General features: G+C 69.0%; 18 protein-coding genes and 1 riboswitch. Of the genes, 7 read left to right on the plus strand and 11 right to left on the minus strand.

Features of this window, described 5'->3' with window-relative positions:
• Nucleotides 1-48 precede the first annotated feature (48 nt).
• Nucleotides 49-819 (minus strand): class II glutamine amidotransferase, encoded by a 771-nt coding sequence (locus E9232_RS18355; protein WP_309796149.1) that lies wholly within the window; start codon nucleotides 817-819, stop codon nucleotides 49-51.
• Nucleotides 820-1,040: 221 nt separating this feature from the next.
• Between E9232_RS18355 and E9232_RS18360 the strand changes: the two genes are divergently transcribed.
• A complete protein-coding gene (locus tag E9232_RS18360; RefSeq protein ID WP_309796150.1) occupies nucleotides 1,041-1,634 on the plus strand; it encodes a PAS domain-containing protein in 594 nt (197 codons plus the stop codon).
• A 27-nt stretch (nucleotides 1,635-1,661) separates the two neighbouring features.
• Here the strand turns inward: E9232_RS18360 and E9232_RS18365 are convergent, their stop codons facing one another.
• Nucleotides 1,662-1,829: a hypothetical protein gene (locus tag E9232_RS18365; protein WP_309796151.1), complete on the minus strand. Its 168-nt coding sequence runs from the start codon at nucleotides 1,827-1,829 to the stop codon at nucleotides 1,662-1,664.
• Between the two features lie 428 nt (nucleotides 1,830-2,257).
• On the opposite strand from E9232_RS18365, the gene E9232_RS18370 reads away from it, so the two are divergent.
• Together E9232_RS18370 and E9232_RS18375 are read left to right on the plus strand one after the other, a co-directional pair.
• The gene (locus E9232_RS18370; protein WP_309796152.1) at nucleotides 2,258-3,850 is read left to right on the plus strand and encodes a DegQ family serine endoprotease; all 1,593 of its coding nucleotides are present in this window, start codon (nucleotides 2,258-2,260) and stop codon (nucleotides 3,848-3,850) included.
• 150 nt (nucleotides 3,851-4,000) lie between these two features.
• The gene (locus E9232_RS18375) at nucleotides 4,001-6,133 is read left to right on the plus strand and encodes a glycoside hydrolase family 3 N-terminal domain-containing protein (protein ID WP_309796153.1); all 2,133 of its coding nucleotides are present in this window, start codon (nucleotides 4,001-4,003) and stop codon (nucleotides 6,131-6,133) included.
• A gap of 196 nt (nucleotides 6,134-6,329) precedes the next feature.
• Here E9232_RS18375 and E9232_RS18380 read toward each other — a convergent pair whose 3' ends face one another.
• Nucleotides 6,330-7,247: a helix-turn-helix transcriptional regulator gene (locus tag E9232_RS18380; RefSeq protein WP_309796154.1), complete on the minus strand. Its 918-nt coding sequence runs from the start codon at nucleotides 7,245-7,247 to the stop codon at nucleotides 6,330-6,332.
• Between the two features lie 117 nt (nucleotides 7,248-7,364).
• On the opposite strand from E9232_RS18380, the gene E9232_RS18385 reads away from it, so the two are divergent.
• From E9232_RS18385 to E9232_RS18400, 4 genes are all read left to right on the plus strand, one after another.
• Complete coding sequence (locus tag E9232_RS18385; protein ID WP_309796155.1) at nucleotides 7,365-8,828, plus strand: alpha-glucosidase/alpha-galactosidase; 1,464 nt, start codon at nucleotides 7,365-7,367, stop codon at nucleotides 8,826-8,828.
• Nucleotides 8,829-8,879: 51 nt separating this feature from the next.
• Nucleotides 8,880-10,136: an ABC transporter substrate-binding protein gene (locus tag E9232_RS18390; protein ID WP_309796156.1), complete on the plus strand. Its 1,257-nt coding sequence runs from the start codon at nucleotides 8,880-8,882 to the stop codon at nucleotides 10,134-10,136.
• Nucleotides 10,137-10,427: 291 nt separating this feature from the next.
• Nucleotides 10,428-11,372, plus strand: a complete 945-nt coding sequence (locus E9232_RS18395; RefSeq protein ID WP_309796157.1) for a carbohydrate ABC transporter permease — start codon at nucleotides 10,428-10,430, stop codon at nucleotides 11,370-11,372.
• Nucleotides 11,373-11,374: 2 nt separating this feature from the next.
• Nucleotides 11,375-12,220 carry a carbohydrate ABC transporter permease gene (locus E9232_RS18400; protein WP_309796159.1) on the plus strand — a complete coding sequence of 282 codons (846 nt, stop codon included), beginning with the start codon at nucleotides 11,375-11,377 and terminating at the stop codon, nucleotides 12,218-12,220.
• Nucleotides 12,221-12,305: 85 nt separating this feature from the next.
• On the opposite strand, the gene E9232_RS18405 is transcribed toward E9232_RS18400, so the two are convergent.
• The 8 genes from E9232_RS18405 to E9232_RS18440 form a co-directional block, all read right to left on the minus strand.
• The gene (locus E9232_RS18405; protein WP_309796160.1) at nucleotides 12,306-12,851 is read right to left on the minus strand and encodes a hypothetical protein; all 546 of its coding nucleotides are present in this window, start codon (nucleotides 12,849-12,851) and stop codon (nucleotides 12,306-12,308) included.
• Between the two features lies 1 nt (nucleotide 12,852).
• Nucleotides 12,853-14,061, minus strand: coding sequence for an agmatinase family protein (locus tag E9232_RS18410; protein ID WP_309796161.1), 1,209 nt, complete (start codon nucleotides 14,059-14,061; stop codon nucleotides 12,853-12,855).
• On the minus strand, nucleotides 14,058-14,861 hold the full coding sequence (locus E9232_RS18415; protein ID WP_309796163.1) for an ABC transporter ATP-binding protein: 804 nt from the start codon (nucleotides 14,859-14,861) through the stop codon (nucleotides 14,058-14,060). Before E9232_RS18415 ends, E9232_RS18410 begins: the two co-directional genes overlap by 4 nt.
• Nucleotides 14,858-15,682, minus strand: a complete 825-nt coding sequence (locus E9232_RS18420) for an ABC transporter permease (protein ID WP_309796165.1) — start codon at nucleotides 15,680-15,682, stop codon at nucleotides 14,858-14,860. Before E9232_RS18420 ends, E9232_RS18415 begins: the two co-directional genes overlap by 4 nt.
• 21 nt (nucleotides 15,683-15,703) lie before the next feature.
• The gene (locus E9232_RS18425) at nucleotides 15,704-16,777 is read right to left on the minus strand and encodes a putative urea ABC transporter substrate-binding protein (RefSeq protein ID WP_309796166.1); all 1,074 of its coding nucleotides are present in this window, start codon (nucleotides 16,775-16,777) and stop codon (nucleotides 15,704-15,706) included.
• Nucleotides 16,778-16,876: 99 nt separating this feature from the next.
• Nucleotides 16,877-16,983, minus strand: a riboswitch (guanidine-I (ykkC/yxkD leader).
• A 161-nt stretch (nucleotides 16,984-17,144) separates the two neighbouring features.
• Nucleotides 17,145-17,999 carry a hypothetical protein gene (locus tag E9232_RS18430; RefSeq protein WP_309796168.1) on the minus strand — a complete coding sequence of 285 codons (855 nt, stop codon included), beginning with the start codon at nucleotides 17,997-17,999 and terminating at the stop codon, nucleotides 17,145-17,147.
• Nucleotides 18,000-18,112: 113 nt separating this feature from the next.
• Nucleotides 18,113-19,558 carry a sensor histidine kinase gene (locus E9232_RS18435; RefSeq protein ID WP_309796170.1) on the minus strand — a complete coding sequence of 482 codons (1,446 nt, stop codon included), beginning with the start codon at nucleotides 19,556-19,558 and terminating at the stop codon, nucleotides 18,113-18,115.
• Entirely contained in the window at nucleotides 19,545-20,225 is a 681-nt protein-coding gene (locus E9232_RS18440; protein ID WP_309796172.1) for a winged helix-turn-helix domain-containing protein, read from the minus strand. The genes E9232_RS18435 and E9232_RS18440 overlap by 14 nt, the downstream gene beginning before the upstream one ends.
• Nucleotides 20,226-20,257: the final 32 nt, after the last annotated feature.

The following is a 20,257-nucleotide window of genomic DNA, read 5'->3' on the forward strand; positions in this document are numbered from 1 at the left end:
CCCGCGGGGACCGCCTGCGGGCCTGACGACAGTGCCCGGCCGGCGGGATCAGGGGCTGAACGGCTCCAGGTCCAGCCGGCCGGCGCAGTCGGTGACCAGCAGGTGGCCCGGCGGCATCTGGTGCCAGTGGTCGAAATCGCCGTCCAGCGGCTCGGACACGATCAGCCGCTGCTCGTCCTCGGAACAGAAGAACAGCGACGGCGGCGTCTCGTCGGTGGCGTAGCGCACCGCCCAGACGCTGCAGCCGTCGCTCAGCGCCGCGGTCATGCGGAACGGCTCGGTGATGTCGGCCGCGGCCATCGCATCGCCGATCGCGGCCACCGTGCGGCGCAACGCTGCGGGCGGGTCGGTCTCCAGCCCGAAGCCGAACAGGGCCAGGAAAATCAGCTCGCTGTCGGTGGTGCCGCCGCGCCGGGCGTAGAGCTCGTCCGGGATCAGCGCGTCGAGCCGCCGGCGGATCCGGTCATAGCCGCCGATCTGGCCGTTGTGCATGAACAGCCAGCGCCCCTGGGCGAAGGGGTGGCAGTTGGCCCGGCTGGTGGCGGTGCCGGTCGAGGCGCGGACATGGGCGAAGAAGGTCTTGGCCCGGATCTGGTGGGCGAGGCTTTTCAGATTGGGATCGGCCCAGGCCGGCAGGATGTCGCGGTACAGCCCGGGGATCGGCCGCTCGCCGTACCAGCCGACGCCGAAGCCGTCGCCATTGGTCGCGACCGCCGCCTTGCGCGCGCGCAGGCTCTGCGCAATCAGCGAGAACTCGGGTTCAAAGATCAGCTTTTCGAGGAAGATCGGTGCACCCGAATAGCTCAGCCAGCGGCACATGATCGTTTCGACTCGTGAAAATCCGTAATCCTCTTGTGAATACGCTCCGGTCTCGTCCGCGTCACCAGCCGTGGCGAAACAATATGATAGGTCCCGACGAATCGTCGTAACGCGGATGAAAACTTTCGATGTCATCCTCCAATTGGGGGATGCGCAAGTTGGGGTGCGGGCGCAGAATTTATTCTCGTGAGTGGCGAGCTTCCAGCGGGGGGATGGTCAGCGTGGCGTTCGGCGAGGCGATTGCGGACCGGCAGCTTCGGACAGTCTACCGGATTTGGGCACAGCTGGCGGCGAAGGGTCGCCTGCCGGCTTGCGACGACATGATCTTCGCCAGCCTGAGCCGGTTGCCGCCGCCCATCCTGCTGTGGGCGTGGATGCCGTGCGAGGCAACGTTCCGCTTCGCTCTCGATGCGCAAGGGGCGGGGCTGGCCCCCGGCCGCAACCTTCCCGGGCGGCCTCTGGAGGAACTGATCCGCGGCGAACGGCATGAGGCGATGCGCCGGGCGCTGATGTCGGTGCAGTTGTCCGAACGTCCGTTCTACGCCGAATTCGCGCTGTCCGACGGGCTCGACAGCGTGCGCAAGCGCACCCTGCTGCTGCCGCTCTCGGACACCACGGACGACCTCGCCTATGTGCTGATGCTGGTGGCCACGGTCTGGCCGGCCGACGCCACGATCCAGCAGCGCATCGACGGCTGTGACGATGTCCGCGTCCATGTGCTCAACCAGTTGAGCGACGAGGCCGCGCCGCGCTGGGAAGACCCGCAGCCCGAACTCGACCCGGCCGAGCTTCAGACCCTGCTGACGATCATCTGACGCCAGGCCCGGCCGGCAGGGCGAGGTTCAGCGCCATTCCAGCGTTCCACGCGCCATCGGCGCGATCCGGCGGGGCGGTGCCGAACGGATTTCTTCGGTTTCGTCGTCCCGGATCCTAGAACACCACCAAGCGCCGAGGACCAGGCCGACCGACGGGCCGATGACGGCCCAGATGATGAGAAGTGCTGTTGCCATCGGATTTCTCTCCGCCACTGCAAGTGGTGAGCACCGGCGCATTCCTCAAGTGTTATGCTACGAACAGTGTAGCTGGTGCGACGATACGGACCGGCACGGGCAGGCCCAGCATCCATCGCGGATTGGAAGACGTCGGAAAGACCGACTGTCTTCAGCCATTAGTGGTTATGCACCAGTTGGAAAGACCGCGACTGCGCGGCCGTCGATAACAACCAGATGCCTGCTGCGTTTTGCGCCTCGAGGTTGCGACCCTCAACATAATTTTCGTTAAGCTTCCCAAGCTGGCGGAATCCCTGGACATGCACCCCGGACTGTAAAATTACCTCGATTTAATACCGTCGAAACTGGGGGTTAAACGCCGAGGCCCCATCTTCATCAACACACGCCGACCGTGACCGGTGGCGCCCTGGAGATTGGTGGAGATGCAGATGAAGACCCCCTTCGGTTCCGACGACCAAGCCCGCCGGCCCGGCCTCCGCCGGATGACGGCGGCGCTGCTGCTCGGCACGGCTTTGATCGGTGTGCCGGTCGGGGCCATCCTGAGCTTCGACCGCCCGGCCGTGGCGCAGAGCCAGAACGAAGCCACGACCGCGATCGTCCCGGTCGCTCCCGGCTCCTTCGCCGGGCTGGTGCGCCAGGTGACCCCGGCCGTGGTCAATGTCTCGACCGTCGAGCATCCGGCGGCCAGCCGGATGGCCGACCGTGACGATGGCGGCGAGATGCAGCAGTTCCCGCAGGGGCAAGGGTCGCCCTTCGACCAGTTCTTCAAGCGCTTCTTCGACGAGCAGCAGCCCGGCCGTCGCGGCCAGCGCGGTGGCGGCGGTGGTGGCGGCGATGACGCCGACCAGGTGGTCCATGGCGCCGGGTCCGGATTCATCATCGATCCGGCCGGCTACATCGTCACCAACAACCATGTGGTGAAGGATGCCGACGCCGATAAGATCACCGTCACCCTGAACGACGGCACCGAGATCCCGGCCAAGGTGGTCGGCACCGACGAGAAGACCGACCTCGCGCTGCTCAAGATCGACACCGACAAGAAGCTGACCGCGGTCGAATGGGGCGACAGCGACGCCGCCCAGGTCGGCGACTGGGTGGTGGCCGTCGGCAACCCGTTCGGCCTCGGCGGCAGCGTCACCGCGGGCATCGTCTCGGCCCGTGGCCGCGACCTGCATTCCGGCCCGTTCGACGACTTCCTGCAGATCGACGCGCCGATCAACCGCGGCAATTCCGGCGGCCCCAGCTTCGACACCAGCGGCAAGGTGATCGGCATCAACAGCGCGATCTACTCGCCCTCGGGCGGGTCGGTCGGCATCGGCTTCGCCATCCCGTCGAACCTGGCCAAGACCGTGATCGCCCAGATCCGCGAGCATGGCAGCGTCGAGCGCGGCTGGCTGGGCGTCCAGATCCAGGCGGTGACGCCGGAGATGGCCGATGCGCTGGGCCTCGACAAGGCCAAGGGCGCCCTGGTCGCCGACGTGCAGGACGACAGCCCGGCGCTGAAGGCCGGCCTGAAGCAGGGCGACGTGATCCTGAGCTTCGACGGCAAGCCGGTGAACCAGCTGTCGGAGCTGCCGCGCCTGGTCGCCGACACTGCGGCCGGCAAGACCGTGCCGGTCGAGGTGCTGCGCAACGGCAAGAGCGAGACCGTCCAGGTCGACATCGCCAAGCTGCCGAACACGCAGCAGGTGGCCAGCGCCGAAGAGAACGGCCCGGCCGTCGACGACCAGCTCGGCCTGTCGCTCTCGGCCCTCACCCCGAAGGTGCGCCGCGAGTTCAGTGTGCCGGATGAGATCGAGGGCGTGCTCGTCACCGGCATCCGCGAGGACGGCCCGGCGCGCGAGACCGGCGTCGGCCCCGGCGACGTCATCGTCCGGGTCGGCAGCGAGACGGTGAAGACCCCGTCCGAGGTCGCCAAGCAGGTCAAGGTGGCCAAGGAAGCGGACCGCAGCGCCGTCATGCTGCTGATCAACCACCAGGGCGACCAGCGCTTCGTCGCGCTGAAGCTGCCGAAGGCCTGATCCCCGGCCAGACTCCTTCTTAGACTTCCCCTCCACTGGGGCGCCGGATTCCCCCTTTCCGGCGCCCCTTTTTTTTGCCTTCATCCACACGGGCCCCCATGACGGCAAAAGGGGGCGAAGCGAAGGAAACGGGCTGTGGCTGAGACACCGGTGGACCGCATCGAAATCCTGCTCGCGGCGATGACGCTCGACGAGAAGATCGGCCAGCTGATCATGGTGTCCTCGACCCTGGCGGTCACCGGGCCGGTGCTGCCGGGCGACGTGGCCGAAGGGGTGCGCACCGGCCGCGTCGGCAGCGTGTTCAACCATTGGGGTGCCGGCCGGGTGCGCGAGACCCAACGCCTGGCGGTGGAGGAGACGCGGCTGAAGATCCCGTTGTTCTTCGCCTTCGACGTCATCCACGGCCACCGCACCATCTTCCCGATCCCGCTGGCGGAAGCCGCGCTGTTCTCGCCCGACCTGTGGGAGCGGACGGCGCGCGAGGCGGCGGTGGAGGCGACCGAGGACGGGCTCGACCTCGTGTTCTCGCCGATGCTCGACGTGGCGCGCGACCCGCGCTGGGGCCGCATCTCCGAGGGGCCGGGCGAAGACCCCTGGATCGCCTGCCGCATGGCCGAGGCCAAGGTCCGCGGCTACCAGACCGATGACCTGTCCGCGGCCAATGCCGTGGCGGTCTCGGCCAAGCATTTCCTGGCCTATGGCGCCGCCACCGCCGGCCGCGACTATGCCTCGGCCGAGGTGTCGGACCGGGCGATCGAGGAGGTCTACCTGCCGCCCTTCGCCGCGGCCGTCGCCGCCGGCGCCGCCACGGTGATGCCGGCCTTCAACGACGTCGCCGGGGTGCCGATGACGGCCAATGCCCACCTGCTGCGCGACGTGCTGATCGGCCGCCTGGGCTTCGACGGCGCCGTGATCAGCGACTACAACGCGGTGATGGAGCTGCTGAGCCATGGCGTCGCCGCCGACGCGGTCGAGGCCGCGGCGCTGGCGCTGAAGGCCGGCGTCGACATGGACATGATGAGCGGCGCCTACGCCGCCGGCCTCGCCACCGCCCTGCAGCGCGGGCTGGTGACCCAGGACCTGATCGACGACGCGGTCCGCCGGGTGCTGCGGCTGAAGCAGCGGCTGGGGCTGTTCGACGACCCCTACCGGCGCGTCGCCGCCACCGCCGACGCCTTCCACGATGTGGAGCGCCGCCGCCTGGCGCGCGAGGTCGGGGCCAAGTCGATCGTGCTGCTGACCAACAAGGGCGTCCTGCCGCTGGCGGCCGCGGCCAAGCGCATCGCGGTGGTCGGACCGCTGGCCGACGCCCGGTCCGAGATGCTCGGCTCCTGGGGCGGCGCCGGCAAGTGGGAGGAGGCGGTCACCATCCTGGAGGGGCTGAAGGCGGCCCTGCCGCAGGCCCAGATCACCTATGTGCCCGGCACCGAGATCGAGACCGGTGGCGACGCCGGCATCGCTGCGGCGGTGGCCGCTTCCCGCGGCGCCGATGTCGTCCTGCTGTGTGTCGGCGAGGCGGCGATCATGACCGGTGAGGCCGCCAGCCGCGCGCGGCCGGAGCTGCCGGGCCGCCAGCGCAACCTGGCCGAGGCGGTGCTCGACCTCGGCATCCCGACCGTGGCGCTGCTGACCTCCGGCCGGCCGCTGATGCTGCCCTGGCTGTTCGAGAGGGCGGCGGCGGTGGTGGCCACCTGGTTCCTCGGCACCGAGGCCGGCCACGCCATCGCCGATGTGGTGACCGGTGCGGTCAACCCGTCCGGCCGGCTGCCGGTGACCTGGCCGCGCGACGTCGGCCAGGTGCCGATCTTCTTCGGCGAGCGCAACACCGGCCGCCCGACCGATCCCGACCAGCACTACACCAGCAAATACATCGACATGCCGGCCACGCCGCAATTCCCGTTCGGCCACGGCCTGTCCTACAGCCGCTTCGCCCTGGCCGACCTGCATGTCTCGGCCGAGGTGCTGCGCCCCGGCGAGACGCTGACGGTCGAGGTGGCGGTGGCCAACACCGGCGCCGTGGCCGGGGAGGAGACGGTGTTCCTGTTCATCCGCGACCCCGTCGCCAGCGTGGCGCGGCCGCTGCTGGAGCTGAAGGGCATGGCCAAGGCGGTGCTGGCGCCGGGCGGGCGGCAGGTGCTGCGGCTACCGCTGGCGGCCGACGCGCTCAAATTCCCCGGCCTCGACCTGAAGCCGGTGCTGGAGGCCGGCGACATCGAGATCCTGGTCGGCACCAATGCCGACCGCACGGAGCTGCTGTCGACCAGGATCCGGGTGGAGGTGTGATAGGGGCCGCGGTCGGCAGGAAGCGCCATCCCCTCTACTGTCATTGCCCGGCTTGCCCCCGGATCAAGTCCGAGGGGGGCAATCCAGGGGCCATCGAGAGCCGCTTTGGCCGCCCCTGGATGCCACGGTCAAGCCGTGGCATGACAAAAGAGGGGTGTAGCGTCACCCCGAAATTCCCCGGGCCGTCTGTATCCGGCTACGCCTCGCGCGCCACCGCCGCGTCCTCTACCCGCCCGGCCTGCACCGTCCCGGTGTACATGCCGCTGCGGCGGAAATCCTTCGGCCCGATGCCGTAGAACCGGCGGAACACCTTGGCGAAGTAGTTGGCGTCGTCGAAGCCGCAGCGCTGGGCGATCACCTTGACCGGCGCCTCCTCGACATGCAGCAGCCGCGCCGCTTCCTCCATGCGCAGGCGCAGCAGGTAGCGGGCCGGCGTGGTGCCCTCATGGGCGGCGAACAGCCGGCTGAAGTGGTAGCGGCTGTAGCCGGCGGCCCGGGCCATGCGGGCGACGTCGATCCGCTCCGCCGGCTGGGCGGTGCACAGCGACACCGCGCGTTCCACCGCCGCCGGCCGGGGCGAGGCCGGGTGCATCTCGCCCCAGGGCAGCAGCTCGTCGGCCAGGCCCATCGCCGCGGCATAGGCGATGGCGGAGGCGCGGGCCGGCGATCCGGCCTCGCCGTCCAGCACCGACAGGCATTGGTCGGCCAGGCGTTCGATCGCGCCCTCCGGCAATGTCACCACCGGGCCATGCGCCGCCGTCACCTCGCGCCACACCCGCAGCACCTCGCGGCCGTTCAGGCAGATCCAGAAGAACTCCCATTCCGGGTTGCGGCCCAGCCAGTAGCGGTTGTCCTGGGGGAAGCGCAGCAGCATGGTCTGGCCGGGCCGCAGCTCCCAGCGCTTGCGGTCGACCCGGAGGTGGCCGCGGCCGCCCAGGGTGTGCTGCAGCAGCACGAAGGGCGCGTCGCCGCGCCTCAGCCCGTGCCAGTCATAGCCGGGATCGGTGCAGCGGTCGTAGCCGGCGCTGGTGACCATGGCGTGCAGCCGGTAGCGGTCCTTGGGGAAGACGACCGAGACCCCGCCCGGCGCCCGGGCCCGCAGCGCGGTCAGCATGGAATGCCCCATGATCGCACGAAATTCCTCTTTCGCCGGTTTTCTGGTGTCCATAGACCATAGCACGAAACTGCTTGCCGAGGAGCCGGGCGGAACCGGGGCTCCGGGGAGGATGCGATGAAGGTTGCCGTCATCGGCGCGGGCAGCGTCGGCTTCACCCGGAAGCTGGTGCGCGACATGCTGAAGGTGCCCGAGCTGCAGGACACCGAATTCGCGCTGCACGACATCAACGCCGCCAACCTCGACATGGTGGCGCAGATCCTGCGCCGCGACGTCGAGGCCAACGGCCTGCCGGCCCGGATCACCACCTCGGCCGATCGGCGCCGGGCGCTGGAGGGCGCGCGCTACGTCATCAGCTGCGTGCGGATCGGCGGGCTGGGGGCGTTCGCCAGCGACATCGAGATTCCCCTGAGATACGGCGTCGACCAATGCGTCGGCGATACCATCTGTGCTGGCGGCATCCTGTACGGCCAGCGCAACATCCCGCAGGTGCTGGAGTTCTGCCGCGACATCCGGGCGGAGGCGGAGGAGGGGGCCTGGTTCCTGAACTACGCCAACCCGATGGCGATGAACACCTGGGCCGCGATCGAGCATGGCGGCGTCGCCAACACCATCGGCCTGTGCCACGGGGTGCAGCATGGCTGGCACCAGATCGCGGAGGTGCTGGGCGCCGAGGACCCGCATGAGGTCGACTACATCTGCGCCGGCATCAACCACCAGACCTGGTACATCGACATCCGCCACCAGGGCCGTCGGATCGAGTCGGCCGAGCTGCTGGAGGCCTTCGAGCGCCACCCCCGGTTCCGCGAGGAGGAGAAGGTCCGGATCGACGTGCTGCGCCGCTTCGGCTGCTATTCCACCGAGAGCAACGGCCATCTCAGCGAATACCTGCCCTGGTACCGCAAGCGGCCGGAGGAGATCGGCCGCTGGATCGACCTGTCGAACTGGATCAACGGCGAGACCGGCGGCTACCTGCGCCACAGCACCGAGCAGCGCAACTGGTTCGAGACCGACTTCCCGCGCTGGCTGGCCGAGGCCGGGGCGCCGCTGGCCGACCATCGCCGCTCCGACGAGCATGGCAGCTACATCATCGAGGCGCTGGAGACCGGCCGGGTCTATCGCGGCCATTTCAACCGGCGCAACGAGGGGCTGATCACCAACTTGGCGCAGGATTGCATCGTCGAGGCGCCGGGCTTCGTCGACCGCTTCGGCCTGAACATGGCGGCGGGGCTGGAGCTGCCGCTGGGCTGCGCCGCCACCTGCAGCGCCTCGATCAACGTCCAGCGCATGGCCGTCCAGGCCGCCGTCACCGGCGACCTCGACCTGCTGCGCCTCGCCGTGCTGCACGACCCGCTGGTCGGCGCCGTCTGCAACCCGGAGGAGGTCTGGCAGATGATCGACGAGATGCTGGTGGCCCAGGCCGAATGGCTGCCGCAATACGCCGATGCGGTGCCGGCGGCGCGGGAGCGCCTGGCCCGCGGCAAGGTCGCGACCCGCGGCTCGGACGGCGCCGCCCGGCTGTCGGTACGCAGCATCGACGAGCTGCGGGCGGCCCGCGCCCGGGCCAAAGCGGCGGAATAGCCGACCGGGCGGCGCAACGCCCGGCGAACACCACATCGAGGGGAGGGCATCATGAGGATTCTGAAGATCGGGCTGCTGCTGGGCGGGCTGCTGCTCGCACCGATCCTGCCGGCCGCGGCCGAGCCGGTCACCCTGCAGTTCTGGGCGGCCTGGGACCTGAACCAGCCCGACGCCCAGGCGATGCAGGGCCAGATCGCCGCCTTCGAACAGGCGCATCCGGACATCCGGATCGAGACCCAGACCATCGCCTTCGGGGCGCTGCACGACAAGCTGGTAACCGCGGTGGCCGGCGGCGACGCGCCCGACATCAGCTGGGGCCTGCCGGAATGGTTCGGCGAGCTGTCGCGCATGGGCGCGCTGCTCGACGTCACGCCCTATGCCGCCGACTGGCCGGACCGGGCGGCGATCTACCCCAATGTGCTGGACGGCCTGACCATCGACGGCAAGCTGATGGCGATGCCGCATTATCTCGGCATCCGGGCGCTGCTGGTGCATGACGCTGTCCTGCAGAAGGCCGGCATCGTCGAGCCGCCGAAGACCTGGGACGAACTGATCGCCGCCGCCGTCAAGATCAAGGCGGCGACCGGTCAGTACGGCTTCGGCATTGCCGGCACCGGGGTGCGGGCGCCGCAGGAGCTGATCATGTACCTCGCCCAGAACGACGTCGCGGTCGCGCGGCGCCAGCCCGATGGCGGCTACAAGAACAGCTGGGCCGACGACCCGGCGGAGCTGGCGCGGGCGACCGAGGTCTTCGCCTTCTACCGCCGCCTGCTGGACGAGGGCGCGATCGCGCCGGAAGCGGCGGGCTGGGGCTGGGAGGAGGAGGACAGCAACTTCGCCCTCGGCAAATACGCCATGGTGGTGGACGGCGCCTGGATGCAGTCGCGCGCCCAGCAGAACCCGGAGACCATGGCCGATGTGAAGGTGGCGCCGCCGCCCTACAAGGCCAGGCCGGCGACCTTCTTCGAGATCAACCCCTTCTACCTGTTCAAGAGCACGCAGCATCCGAAGGAAGTCTGGGAATTCGCGTCCTTCATGGCGGGCCGGGACTATCAGGCGGCGGGGCGGCCGACGACCTCGGTGCGCAAGGATGTGGTCAGCACCGACCTGTGGGGCCAGGGCTTCGCCTCGCTGGCGCCCAGCGGCGTGGTGTTCCCGCCGGTGGCGCTGGGCCAGATCACCCGGGCGATGGAGGAATCGATCGGCCGGGTGCTGCTGAAGCAGGAGGATCCCGCCGCGGTCGCGGCCTGGCTCGGCAAGCAGGTCAACAAGGCCCTGCGCCAGTCGGGCGAGCTGAGTTCGTCATAGGGCGGGCTTCAACTCTTACTGTCATTGCCCGGCTTGACCGGGCAATCCAGGGGCCACCAAGAGCTGTTCTGGCCGCCCCTGGATGCCACGGTCAAGCCGTGGCATGACAAGTGAGGGAACGCAGCGTCCTACTGATATTCTCTATGATCTGTGTTTCGCCTCAATCGGGCTCCGGTGGACTTGATCCGGGCATCCGGAGACTGTCGACATCCTCTGGATTGCCGGGTCAAGCCCGGCAATGACAGTGAAAACTAGATGCGATGTATCACCGCCGCGGGAGGATATCGGGGCATGAAGGCCGATGCCGCAGTTCAGGGGCCAGTCCTCGCCATCCGGGCCTCTGGCCACCGCCCGACCCGCGCCGGCCAGGTCCGGCGCACGGCGCTGAAGTTCCTGGCGCCGGCCGGGATCCTGTTCCTGATTCTGATCGCCAATCCGCTGCTGCGGGTGCTGTGGGACAGCCTGCACATCGTCAACCTGGTCAATCCGTCGGTCACCGGCTTCGCCGGCTGGGACAACTACCGGACCGTCTGGGAGGACGGCGACTTCCTGCCGGCCCTGGGAAACACCGCGATCTGGACCGGGCTGTCGGTGGCGGGCGAATACGCGCTCGGCCTCGCCTCCGCCGTGGCATTGGCACAGCCGGTGCGGTTCCGCGCGATCTTCCGCGGCGTGATCATCATCCCCTGGGTGATCCCGATCGCCGTCGCGGGGCTGAACTGGACCTGGATGCTGACGCCGGATTACGGGATCCTCAACGTCTGGATGGTGGATCTCGGCCTGCTCGACCGGCCCTATCCCTGGCTCGGGCAGATCGACACCGCGCTGCTGACCGTGACCTTCGTCAACATCTGGCGCAGCTATCCCTTCTACACCATCAGCCTGCTGGCCGCGCTGCAGGCGATCCCGCGCGAGCTGCACGAGGCCGCGGCGGTGGACGGGGCCGGGGCGTGGCGGCGCTTCCGGGTGATCACCCTGCCGCATCTGCGCACTGTGTCGCTGACCCTGATCTTCATCCACATCATCTGGACCGCGATCAATTTCGACTTCATCTGGGTGATGACCGAAGGCGGGCCGCTGAACGCGTCGGAAACGCTGCCGATCATGATCTACCGCTACGCGATGCAGGATTTCGACGTCGGCGCCGCCTGCGCCCTGGCCAGCCTTTCGATGGCGTTCATGGCCTGCCTGTTCTTCGTCTATTACTACGGCGTCGCACGCCGCCGGGCGGCGTAGCCATGGTCGTCGGGTCCTCCCAGCACTCGCTGCGCAGCGTGCTGACCTATGGCACGCTGATCGTCTTCGCCGCCTACAGCCTGTTCCCCTTCCTGTGGATGATCGACACCGCGCTGAAGCCGGTGGCGGAGGTGCGCAGCGCCGACCCCAGCTTCTGGATCGCCAGCCCGACCCTGTCGAACTTCACGCGGGTGCTGCTGGACAGCGCGTTCCTGACCTATTTCCGCAACAGCCTGATCGTCGCCGGCAGCACCACCGTCCTGACCATCGCCATCTCGGTGTTCTGCAGCTACGCCCTCAGCCGCTGGGGCCGGCTGCCGCTGTCGCGCCTGGTCGGCGGCGCCCTGCTGCTGTCGCAGATGATCCCGGGCGTGCTGCTGCTGGTACCGCTGTACATCCTGATGCAGCGGCTCGGGCTGCTCAGCACCTATGCGGCGCTGATCATCGTCTACTGCAGCTTCACCATCCCGCTCTGCACCTTCATGTTGAAGGGCTTCTTCGACGCCATCCCGCGCGAGCTGGAGGACGCATCGGAGATCGACGGCTGCAGCCGCACCGGCTTCATCCTCAGGATCCTGCTGCCGATCTCGGCGCCCGGCATCTTCGCCACCAGCGTCTTCGCCTTTGTCACCGCCTGGAACGAGTTCATGTTCGGCTATGTGCTGATCAACAGCGACGCGCGGCGCACCCTGACGCCGGGCATCATGATCTTCAAGGGCTCGCACCTGACCGACTGGGGCGGGCTGATGGCCGCCTCGGTGCTCGCGGTGGTGCCGATCGCGCTCGGCTTCGTCTACCTCCAGCGCTTCCTGGTCGAAGGCCTGTCGGCGGGCGCGGTCAAAGGCTAGAATCGCTCGGCCCGAACCTTGAGCAGGCGATAGACCAGGCTTCGCAGGGCCTTCAGCCCGGACAGCCAGGATCTGGGCAGCGGCATCACGGATCTCCCCCGGTCAGGTCGAGCGTCGAGGCGTCGCTGCGGTCGCGCAGGGCCCGGGCCTCGGCGAAGCCCAGGCGCCGGGTCTCCGGCCCGTCCTGATAGACGAAGCCGAGGCGGCGGCGGCGCGAGGTCAGCTGGGCCGGCAGCGGGTCGTAGCGCATGCCCCCGCCGCCGAGCAGCGGCGCGACCGAGCCGACATCGACCACATCCTCGGCCTCGACCCGCAGCAGGTGCAGCCGCCGCCCGGCCGCGTCCTCGCCGACAAAGGCGATGCCGGCGAGGCGCAGGAAGCTGGTGGCGTCCGGCGCCCGGGCGAAGCCTTCGACGAAGGCGGCCTCGACCAGGTCGAGGTCGGCCGGGCGCGGGGCCGGGGCGGGGTCGGGTTCGCCCGGGCGATGCGGCGTCTGCCACTGCACCGCGCGTCCGGCCGGGCCGTTGTGGCCGGGCCCGGCCGGATGATGGTGATGCCCATGCCCATGGTCATGCGGGTGATCGTGGTCGTGGTGATGCGGGTGGTCGTGGTGGTGATGGGGCCCGTGCATCTCAGAAGCTCACGGGCTTGTCGATGATGGCGCGGTGCTTGCCCAGCGTGCCGTTCGCGACCATCGATCCCAGCGCCTCGACCACCACGCGCACGCCGAACAGGGCGGTGATGTCCGAGGTGTCGTAGGGCGGCGAGACCTCGACCACCTCCAGCCCGCAGATGCCGGGCGCGGTGACCAGGCCGAGGATCTTCAGCGCCTCGCGCGGCAGGAAGCCGCCCGGCTCGGGCCAGCCGGTGCCGGGCACGAAGCCGCAATCGATCGAATCGACGTCGAAGGAGACATAGACCGCGTCGGCGTCCTTCCAGGCCAGCTCCAGCGCGATCTCCGCCGTCTTCTCCAGCCCCAGCCGCTCGATGTCGGCAATGGTCAGGACGTTGGTGTTGCGCTTGCGCGCCTCGGCCACGCCGGCCCGCGGCACCTGCCAGCCGCCGATGCCGAGCTGGACCAGGTTGGTCGCCGGCACGTTCGGCAGGTTGGTCGCCCAGAACCAGGGCGTGGTGTGCATCCGTTCATCCAGGTCCTTCTCCTGGATGTCGATGTGGCGGTCGAAATGGATGATGCCGATGCGCTTGGAGGTGACGTCGGCGATGCCGCGGACGCACGGGAACCCGATCGAATGGTCGCCGCCCAGCATGATCGGCAGCGCGCCGGAGGAGGCGACATGGCTGACGCCGCGGGTGATCTGGTCGAAGCTCTTCTCGAGGTTGGCCGGGATGGTGAAGACGTCGCCGGCATCGCACAGGGTCATCTGCTCGCGCAGGTCGACGCCGAGCTCGTAGTTGTAGGGGGTGTACAGCGCCGAGATGCGGCGGATGCCCTGCGGGCCGAAGCGGGTGCCGGGGCGGTAGGTGGTGCCGGAATCGAACGGGATGCCCAGCACCGCCGCGTCGTATTTGCCGACATCACGAACATTCTCGACATAGGGCGCCTTGAGGAAGGTGTTGATGCCGGCGAAATGCGGCAGCTCGCCCCGGGCGAAGGTCGGGATGGTCTTGTCGGTCAGGCTGTCCGAACCGGCCAGGCCCATGTCCAGCGCCCATTGCTGCTCGCGCCGCCAGCCGTCCGCCGGCAGCCGACCCTCGGCGTCGAGCGCCTTCCAGCCCTGCATGTCGCGGGCGGTGAAGTCCGGATGGTGGAACCGGACGCGGGGCGGCGTCGGCGCTGCACCGGCATGGCGGCGGCCGCGCCGCGACAGATGGCGGGTCATGGGATCGCTCCTTGGCTGATCAGGAGAGGGATGTCGGCGCCCCGGCCGGTGGTCGGCACGGGCGTCGCGGGCGCCGGCCGGTTGCGGGGCAGGTCGAGGTCGTAGGTCAGGCGCGCGCCGTAGCGGCCGGGCGCCTGCGGGTCGTGGCGCAGCTTGTCGAAGGCGATCAGCCTTGTGCCCAGGCCGAACGCCTCCTTCAGGTCGTGGGTGACCATGATCACGGTCATGCCGTGCTGCCGCCACAGCGGCTTCAGCAGGTCGTGCATCTGGGCGCGGGTGCCGGGGTCGAGCGCGCCGAAGGGTTCGTCCAGCAGCAGCACCTTGGGGTTCTTGGCCAGCGCCTGGGCGATCGCCAGCCGCTGCTGCATGCCGCCGGACAGGGCGCTGGGATACTTGTCGCGATGGGCGGCCAGGCCGACCGCCGCGATCAGCTCGTCGCTGGCCGCGACCGCGCGGCGGCGGGCCGCGCCGAACAGGGTCCCCAGCAGCGGGCTGGCGGCGAATTCGAAGCCGGCCAGCACATTGCCCAGCACGGTCAGATGCGGGAACACGGAATAGCGCTGGAACACGATGCCGCGGTCCGGCCCCGGCTCGGCCGGCAGCGGCGCGCCGTCGAGCAGCAGCCGGCCACGGGTCGGCCGCTCCTGGCCCAGCACCATGCGCAGGAAGGTGCTCTTGCCGCAGCCGGACGGCCCGACCACGGTGACGAAGGATCCCGAGGCGATGTCGAGGTTGAGCGCCTCGAGCACGATCTGGTCGCCATACTCGACCCAGACGTCGCGGACGGTGATGGCGCTCATCGCCGCCGCGCCCCGTCATAGGCCCAGGCGAAGGCGCCGCGGGCGAGGCGGGACAGCGCCAGGTCCATCGCGAAGGCGATCAGGGTGATCCAGGCGACATAGGGCAGGATCACGTCCATGGCGAGGTAGCGGCGCACCAGGAAGATGCGGTAGCCGAGCCCGGCATCGGCGGCGATCGCCTCGGACGAGATCAGGAATAGGAAGGCCGGGCCGAGCGACAGGCGCAGCCCTTCGATCAGCCGCGGCAGGACCTGCGGCAGCACCACCCGCAGCACGGTCTGCCAGGTCGAGGCGCCGAGCGTCTGGGCCTTGACCAGCTGCTCGCCCGGGATGGCGCCGACCGTCATCGCCAGGTCGCGCACCAGGAACGGGGTGATGCCGATGACGATCAGCACCACCTTCGACAGCTCGCCCAGGCCGAACACGATGAACAGGATCGGCAGCAGCGCCATCGGCGGGATCATCGACAGCACCCCGACCAGCGGGCCGAAGGTGGCGTCGACCGTGGGCAGGATGCCCAGGGCGATGCCCAGCACCAGGCCGATCAGGGTGGCGACGGCGAGCCCGACGGCCAGGCGCTGCAGGCTCGCGGCGGTGTCGGCCAGCAGGGTGATCTCGCCGGTGCGACGGTCGGGTTCGGTCGCCAGCCGCCCCGCCGTGTCCGCCATCTCGGCGAAGGGCGGCAGCAGCTTGTCGTCCGGGTTGGCGGCGCGGCGGTCGGCCGAACCCAAGGCGTAGACGCAGACGATCAGCAGGAAGGGCAGCAGGGCCAGCAGCAGGCGCGTCCCGCGGCCCGGCGCGATGTTCATGGCGCGGCGCATGGCGGCGGCTCCGGGCGCCGGTCAGAGCTTGCCGTCGGCCGCCAGCGCCATGAAGGAGGGGTCGAAGCGCAGCTTCAGGTTACCGGCATCGCCCAGGGTCGCGCCCTTGGCGAAGGCGATGCCGACCGCGTCCTTGTCCCGGGCGCCCTCGCCGAGCAGACCGTGGTCGAAGGAGAAGCCGCGCACCAGGTCCATGGTTCGCACCAGCTCCTGGCTCTCGCTGAAGGCGACGGCGTCCTTCGGGTCGGCGAACAGCCGGGTGGCGGCCAGCTGGGCCTCGAAGCCGACGCGGTCGGTGCCGGACTGCTTCGCCATCGCCTCGCGCGCCGCCTGGCCCTGGGGGCCGGGGTCGGTGACCAGCGCCAGGGTCTCGTACCAGATGCCGACCAGCGCCTTGCCGAAATCCGGGTTGTCCTTCAGCGTCGCCGTGTTCACGCCCATCAGGTCGATGATCTCGCCCGGCACCTTGCTGCTGTCGAACAGCAGCGACGCGCCCGGCTCGGCCTTCACCTCGGCCAGCAGTGGGTTCCAGGTGACGACGGTGCCGACATCCGGCGATTTGAAGGCGGCGACGATGTCGGCGTCGGAGGTGTTGACGACCTTGACGTCCCGCTCCGACAGCCCGGCGGTGTCCAGCGCCCGGGCCAGCAGGTAGTGCGACACCGACAGCTCGACCAGGTTCAGGCTCTCGCCCTTCAGCCCGGCCAGGGATTTGGCGGTCTTCGAGACGATGCCGTCATTGCCGTTCGAGAAGTCGCCGACGATCAGCGCCGTGGTGTCGACCCCGCCGGCGGCCGGGATGGTCAGCGCGTCCATGTTGGTCAGGGTCACGCCGTCGAACTTGCCGGCGGTGAACTGGTTGATCGATTCGACGTAGTCGTTGATCTGCACGACATTGATGGTGATGCCGTATTTGTCGGCCCATTTCTTGACGATGCCGCTCTCGGCCGCATAGGGCCACGGCATCCAGCCGACATAGATGGTCCAGGCGATGTCGAAGCTCTTCTTCGGCGCGGCCTCGGCGGCGGGCACGGCCAGGATGAAGGCCATGGCCAGCAGGGGGGCGAACAGGGCGGCGGCCAGTCTCTGCAGCATCGGATAGCTCCTCGGTTGAACGGCCGTCGGCCGGTTTCGCCACAAGGAGGTTCGCCGCGCGCATGGGAGGTCGGTTCGCGGCGGCGAACCCGTGCAGTGACCTCCCGGGATTTTGTCCCGCCGTGTCTCCGCGCCCGTCGCCGGCCGCGAAGTGCGTCTCTCGGACCAGCATCGCCGAAGCGACCGGAACCCTAGACGCGCTGCACGCTCAGATGTGAAGCAAGCCTTGTGCCAGCGCCCGCAGGGCGCGAATCCCGGGCCCGGATCCTGTCAGGACAGCGAGGATGGCGCGATTTTGCCCGCCGGGCCCGAAATTTGGGCAGGCGGGCATCCGGGCAGGTTGCCGATCCTCACGCCGCAAGCCGGCTCATTCGTCCAACAGGACCCGGAACTCGGTCATCCAATCCTGGACATGGCCGATGTAGTCCCGGCCGATGTCGGGCGTCATGGGAATCCCGATGTTCATCGCCTTTACGGTGTTGGTGTATCCGGTCACGACGATGCAGCGCCAAAGCTGCACTTCCTCGCGCCTGACCGAGCCCGACCAGAACGCCGACCTGTTGGTGACCGTGAACACCCCCTCGGCAAAGCCCTGGTTGGCCAGCCTCAGCACGGTTCCCCGTCGGAACACCGTGTAGTCGCTATCCGAGAATATCTTCCAGCCGTCGATGAAGAACTCCATGACCTCCTCGATCGGGTCGGATCGAAGTTTGTCCCTCCTGATGGAGGAGATCATGATGAACGGGTGAATGTTTCGGAAGATGGGGTGTCGGTCGGACGGTTTCAGGGCCCTGTGGGAATAGTTCAGTTCGCAATCCCCGGTTCCGCGAAAATACGGCATTGACGCATTGTCCAGCAGTGCGCCCCATTTTTCGGCGAGCGGGGAAATCGAATCCTTCCAGATCTTGGTGTTCGTGCGAAACCAGAGGTCCGCGATCTGGCCCGGAGTCATGTCGTCTCTCGTGAAGGCGGATCCCCTCGCCGGCTTCGGAAACTTGTAGATGTCCACGCCGCGCGCCGGCGTGTCCTTGATCAGAAATTTTTCCAGATGGTCGCAGATCTGCCGGACGTCGTTCAGGCTGGGGTGGTCGGCCTTCTTCCAGTCCTTGATCATCCGGTCGAGGCGGCTGAGCACCGTTGGGCCGTAATGTTTGATGGTGATGTCGGATATCGACTTGAAAGCTTCGCCGCCGACAAAAGCCAAGGCTGCCTGACCCAGCATCTCCTGCTCCCCGCCCTATGGATCTCCCGGTGCTGGATCATGAGGCCATCGCGTGGGTTGCGGCGCAAGGCTCCCACGCTCCGGGCCCTCCGCCGGCGACGGGACCCGGCCGGTCAGGCCAGGCGGCGGGCGGATTCGGCCGCCAGCGGCGCCGCGGGCGCCTCGATCCGGCCGTTGGCGGCGGGCACCACCTGCGGGAAGCGCAGGGTGATGCGCAGGCCCGGCGCGGCGTCGTCCAGCGTCAGGGCCGCCTTGTGCAGCCGCGCCACCGCCGAGACCAGCGACAGGCCGAGCCCCGCCCCGGGCTCGCTGCGGCTGGCGTCGAGCCGGACGAAGCGCTCGAGCACATGGGCGCGGGCCGCCTCCGGGATGCCGGGGCCGTTGTCGCCGACGCTGAGGATCGCGCCGTCGCCGTCGCGCCGGACGGTCAGCGCGATGCGGCCGTCCTGCGGCGTGTACTTGATGGCGTTGTCCAGCAGGTTGGCCACGGTCTGGGCCAGCAGGTGGCTGTTGCCGGGGACGGTTATGCCGGACTCGATCTCGGCGGCCAGGACCTGGCCCTTCTCCTCGGCCACCGGGCCGTAGAGCTCGCCGGCATCGGCGGCCAGGGCGGAGAGGTCGATCGGGCTGAAGCGGTCGCGCACCGCCCCGGCCTCGGCCAGCGCGATCTCGAGCAGCGCGTTGAAGGTGGCGAGGATGCCGTCGGCCTCGCGGATGGTGTCCTCCATCGCCCGGCGATAGCCCTCGGCGTCGGTCTCGCTCATCAGCGTGACCTCCAGCCGGCTGCGCAGGCGCGAGATCGGGCTGCGCAGGTCGTGCGCGATGTTGTCGGCGACGCCGCGCATGCCGGTCATCAGCCCGTCGATCTGGTCCAGCATGGCGTTCAGGCTGGTGGCCAGGCGGTCGAACTCGTCGCGGTTGCCGCGCACCGGCATGCGCCGCGCCAGGTCGCCCTGCAGGATGCCCTCGGTGCTGCGGTTGATGCCCTCAATGCGGGCCAGCAGGCTGCGGCTCATCAGCACCCCGCCGGCGATGCCCAGCACCAGGGTCAGGATCAGGCCGCCGATCAGCGCGTCGGTCATCAGCTTGGTGAAGTCGGTGCGCTCGGTCATGTCGCGCCCGACCAGCAGGTAGAAGCCGCCGGCAAGCGCGAAGGTGCGGGCCCGCGCCACCTGGGGCTTGGTGTCCTCGCCGACATTGGTGGCGACCAGGAAGTCGACCACGTCGGGGTCGCCGCGCGCGATCGGCGGCCAGGACGAAAGGTTGCCTTCGATCCGGTTGTAGTTGCGGTCGGCCAGCAGATAGAGGCCGCGCCGTCCCGGGGCGGCCTGGCTGCGCTCGCGGATCACGCGCACCAGCCCCAGCAGCCCGAACTGGCGGTACTGCTCGGCCAGGCCGGTGATCTCGGCCTGGATGGTGTCGTCGGTCTGCGAGGCGATCACCCGCACCGTCTGCCAGTAGACGAAGCCCAGCACGCCGGCGACGGAGACCCCGAACACCAGCATGTAGATCATCGCGTAGCGGAAGGTGGAGCTGCGGAGGACCCTAATCAGATGCACGGAGGCAATATCCGGCGCCGCGCACGGTCTGCAGCAGCGAGGTGTCGAAGTCCCGGTCGATCTTCTGCCGCAGCCGGCTGATATGGACGTCGATCACGTTGGTCTGCGGATCGAAGTGATAGTTCCAGACATTCTCCAGCAGCATGGTGCGGGTGACCACCTGGCCAGAGTGGCGCATCAGGTATTCCAGGATCTGGAACTCGCGCTGCTGCAGGTCGATCTTGCGGCCGGAGCGGGTGACCGCGCGCGACAGCAGGTCCATCTTCAGGTCGCCGATCTGCAGCTCGGTCTGCGCCGCCGCCGGGCCGGCGCCGCGGCGCAGCAGCGCCTCCAGCCGGGCCAGCAGCTCGGTGAAGGCGTAGGGCTTGGTCAGGTAGTCGTCGCCGCCGGCGCGCAGGCCGCGCACCCGGTCGTCGACCTGGCCCATGGCGCTGAGGAACAGGACCGGGGTCTGGTTGCCGTTGCGCCGGATGGTCTCGACGATCAGCAGCCCGTCCATGCCCGGCAGCATCCGGTCCACCACCATGGCGTCATAGGTCTCGCTGGTGGCCAGGAACAGGCCTTGCGGCCCGTCCGGGGCGTGGTCCACCACGAAGCCGCTCTCGCGCAGGCCCTTGGTCAGGTAGTGCGCCGCCTGGGTGTCGTCTTCGATCACGAGAATTCGCATGACTGGGACTTTACCCCGACCGTGACCCATCC

Origin of the sequence: Inquilinus ginsengisoli (genome assembly GCF_031453975.1) — a bacterium.
Classification (GTDB): domain Bacteria; phylum Pseudomonadota; class Alphaproteobacteria; order DSM-16000; family Inquilinaceae; genus Inquilinus; species Inquilinus ginsengisoli_A.

Bases quoted from the DNA above. Each gene is read 5' to 3' on its own strand.
- E9232_RS18355 (WP_309796149.1), bottom strand. From the start codon at position 819: ATGTGCCGCTGGCTGAGCTATTCGGGTGCACCGATCTTCCTCGAAAAG.
- E9232_RS18385 (WP_309796155.1), top strand. From the start codon at position 7,365: ATGAAGGTTGCCGTCATCGGCGCGGGCAGCGTCGGCTTCACCCGGAAG.
- E9232_RS18440 (WP_309796172.1), bottom strand. From the start codon at position 20,225: ATGCGAATTCTCGTGATCGAAGACGACACCCAGGCGGCGCACTACCTG.
- E9232_RS18380 (WP_309796154.1), bottom strand. From the start codon at position 7,247: ATGCTGACCGCGCTGCGGGCCCGGGCGCCGGGCGGGGTCTCGGTCGTC.
- E9232_RS18415 (WP_309796163.1), bottom strand. From the start codon at position 14,861: ATGAGCGCCATCACCGTCCGCGACGTCTGGGTCGAGTATGGCGACCAG.
- E9232_RS18410 (WP_309796161.1), bottom strand. From the start codon at position 14,061: ATGACCCGCCATCTGTCGCGGCGCGGCCGCCGCCATGCCGGTGCAGCG.
- E9232_RS18420 (WP_309796165.1), bottom strand. From the start codon at position 15,682: ATGCGCCGCGCCATGAACATCGCGCCGGGCCGCGGGACGCGCCTGCTG.
- E9232_RS18425 (WP_309796166.1), bottom strand. From the start codon at position 16,777: ATGCTGCAGAGACTGGCCGCCGCCCTGTTCGCCCCCCTGCTGGCCATG.
- E9232_RS18405 (WP_309796160.1), bottom strand. From the start codon at position 12,851: ATGCACGGGCCCCATCACCACCACGACCACCCGCATCACCACGACCAC.
- E9232_RS18400 (WP_309796159.1), top strand. From the start codon at position 11,375: ATGGTCGTCGGGTCCTCCCAGCACTCGCTGCGCAGCGTGCTGACCTAT.
- E9232_RS18390 (WP_309796156.1), top strand. From the start codon at position 8,880: ATGAGGATTCTGAAGATCGGGCTGCTGCTGGGCGGGCTGCTGCTCGCA.
- E9232_RS18395 (WP_309796157.1), top strand. From the start codon at position 10,428: ATGAAGGCCGATGCCGCAGTTCAGGGGCCAGTCCTCGCCATCCGGGCC.
- E9232_RS18370 (WP_309796152.1), top strand. From the start codon at position 2,258: ATGAAGACCCCCTTCGGTTCCGACGACCAAGCCCGCCGGCCCGGCCTC.
- E9232_RS18430 (WP_309796168.1), bottom strand. From the start codon at position 17,999: ATGCTGGGTCAGGCAGCCTTGGCTTTTGTCGGCGGCGAAGCTTTCAAG.
- E9232_RS18365 (WP_309796151.1), bottom strand. From the start codon at position 1,829: ATGGCAACAGCACTTCTCATCATCTGGGCCGTCATCGGCCCGTCGGTC.